This window comes from Dissulfurispira sp., assembly GCF_036745535.1.
Lineage (GTDB): Bacteria > Nitrospirota > Thermodesulfovibrionia > Thermodesulfovibrionales > Dissulfurispiraceae > Dissulfurispira.
Genome location: NZ_DAIOFX010000149.1, coordinates 1 through 2,385 on the forward strand (window position 1 = coordinate 1; position 2,385 = coordinate 2,385).

Below are 2,385 nucleotides of genomic sequence, written 5' to 3' on the forward strand. Positions count from 1 at the left end.
TTGGTATAGGCAATCCTGTTTTTGTTATAGCAGAGGCCGGCGTAAACCACTTCGGAAATATCGAGATTGCAAAACACCTTGTCGATATGGCTGTTATAGCAAGGGCAGATGCTGTAAAATTTCAAATATTCAAGACAGAAAACCTTGTTTCATCCGTCGCGCCGGACTGGATAGAAAGGCTTAAGCCCAAGGAACTTCCATATGATGCTTTTAAATACCTTAAGGAATATTGCGAGAAAAAGGGCATAATGTTTTTCGCCACTGCCCACGATGATGAGAGCCTCGATTTTTACAACTCTCTTAATCCAATCGCATATAAAATCGGCTCTGGCGAGGTGTCTAATACACCATATTTGAGAAAAATCGCAAAGAAGAAAAAGCCTGTAATCCTCTCAACAGGCATGTATGACATGAATGATATAAGGGATGCGGTTAATATTTTTCTTGACGAAGGGAATACTAATCTTGTTCTTCTTCATTGCATAACCTGTTATCCTCCTGCGCCGGAAGATATAAATTTAAGGGCTATTAATACATTGCAGAAAGAGTTCAAGTGTCCTGTTGGGTATTCAGACCATACCATAGGCAATGATATTGTCCTCGCTGCAGTTGCAATTGGCGCTTCTGTTATCGAAAAGCATATTGCCGTAAGCAAGAATGCACCCGGTTCTCAGGACTGCCCTGTTTCATGCGACGAGAGGGACCTGATAGAGATGGTAAACAGCATAAGGAAGATAGAAAAGGCGCTTGGAACAGGCATCAAGTCCCCTTCCGAAAGGGAGCTTAAAAGCAAAGATTGGGCAAGAAAGAGCATTGTAGCTAAAGTTGATATTAAAAAGGGCGATGTAATAACAGAAGATATGCTGATATTAAAAAGACCCGGAACAGGCATAAGCCCAAAGGACATCGACAAGGTGATTGGACGCAGGACAAAGAGAAATATTAAAATAGATTCGATAATAAAATTTGAGGACTTACAATAAGAAAGATGAATTCAGGACAGATAAGAAATGAACTAATAAGCGAAGCATTACAGTCATCTGATTTTATTGATTTTGCAGTGCTTTTCGGTTCTGTGGCAGAAAACAGGGCAACGCCCCTAAGCGATGTGGATATTGGAATTTACACGAGCAGAGACATTTCACTTGGGGAACTTGGATTATTGAACTGCCGTCTGGAGGCAATTATTGGAAAGAGGGTTGATGTTGTTGTGCTGAACGATATATACAAAAAGAGGCCGGTGTTTGCTTATGAAATAGTTAAAAATGGAGTGCTTGTATTCTGTAAAAAACAGGAAAGATTTATCGAATTCAAGAAAAAGACATTTTTATATTATCTGGACAACGATTATTTGATAGACGAGATAAATAAAAGCTTTAAAGAGAGATTAAAAAACGGCAGATTTGGAGAGCGAAACTATGCTGGAGCGGCTTAAGTTGCTTGAAGATAACATTGTAGAGCTTATTGGACTTAAAAATAGGTATAGCCTTGAGGATATAGCGTCCGATAAATCAAGACAATGGGCATTGAGGTATGGTTTTCTGGAGAGCATACAGATAGTGATAGATGTTGCGTGTCATATAGTCAGTAAATACAATTTAGGATCTCCATCTACTTATTCAGAATGCATAGAGCTTTTAACAAAATACAAATACATAGATGAGGATTTGTCTGACAGGGTTTCAGGTATGGTTGGATTGCGAAACATATTTGTCCATGAATATATTACAGTTGACACCGATAAGTTGTATGGATTGCTTGAAAGCGTTAAGGATTTAAAAGAATTTGCAGAAAAGACAAAGGAATATTTTTAGATACCTGGGGAGGATAGATGAGTTACGAAGCAAATTTTAATTCAGCGTTAACTTACATGAAATTGGGACAGAAGGAGCTTGCAATTGAGTCCCTAAAAAGGGCGATGGCTCAAATTCCTGATAAAGAAAAGACAAAGGAAAACGCGGCATATCTCAAGATGTTGACCATCATCTCAAAATTTAATTTCGAGAAAAAAGAGGGCGAGGAAGCGATAAAAAATATAGAAGAAGGCCTCAAGATAAAAGATGACCACTCGGACCTCCTGTTTTTAAAGGCGCTCTACCTGCTCGATAACAAAATGTTCGATGAGATGCTCGCAGTACTGATTAACTATCTTTTGACCCTTACGAGCCCGGACAGGGATAGATACGATTATGAGTTTGTGGGACAGAATGCAATCAATGAGGTATTTAACAATCTCTTTCCGATTGCCTGCAAAAAGGCAGTACAGTACAAAGACATCATGGGTGTCGTCGAGAAGATAGTTAATGCATCTCAAAACGAACATGTAAAGAAGGCATACGATTTAATGCGCAACATCGACAGCAAGAGGACGTAGATGGCTGGTAA

4 protein-coding genes are annotated in these 2,385 nt (G+C 39.1%); all 4 read left to right on the plus strand.

The genetic code is table 11. The features are described 5' to 3' along the window. A partial coding sequence (locus V7L97_RS12240) for an N-acetylneuraminate synthase family protein (RefSeq protein WP_333656389.1) occupies positions 1-983 on the plus strand: 983 nt, incomplete at its 5' end. Between the two features lie 5 nt (positions 984-988). Further along, positions 989-1,435, plus strand: coding sequence for a type VII toxin-antitoxin system MntA family adenylyltransferase antitoxin (gene mntA / locus V7L97_RS12245; protein WP_333656391.1), 447 nt, complete (start codon positions 989-991; stop codon positions 1,433-1,435). Further along, on the plus strand, positions 1,419-1,814 hold the full coding sequence (hepT, locus tag V7L97_RS12250; protein WP_333656393.1) for a type VII toxin-antitoxin system HepT family RNase toxin: 396 nt from the start codon (positions 1,419-1,421) through the stop codon (positions 1,812-1,814). The genes mntA and hepT overlap by 17 nt, the downstream gene beginning before the upstream one ends. 17 nt (positions 1,815-1,831) lie before the next feature. Continuing rightward, positions 1,832-2,374 carry a hypothetical protein gene (locus tag V7L97_RS12255; RefSeq protein WP_333656396.1) on the plus strand — a complete coding sequence of 181 codons (543 nt, stop codon included), beginning with the start codon at positions 1,832-1,834 and terminating at the stop codon, positions 2,372-2,374. Positions 2,375-2,385: the final 11 nt, after the last annotated feature.

Excerpts from the sequence above, each read along its gene's own strand:
- mntA (WP_333656391.1), top strand. The coding sequence starts at position 989 with ATGAATTCAGGACAGATAAGAAATGAACTAATAAGCGAAGCATTACAG.
- hepT (WP_333656393.1), top strand. The coding sequence starts at position 1,419 with ATGCTGGAGCGGCTTAAGTTGCTTGAAGATAACATTGTAGAGCTTATT.
- V7L97_RS12255 (WP_333656396.1), top strand. The coding sequence starts at position 1,832 with ATGAGTTACGAAGCAAATTTTAATTCAGCGTTAACTTACATGAAATTG.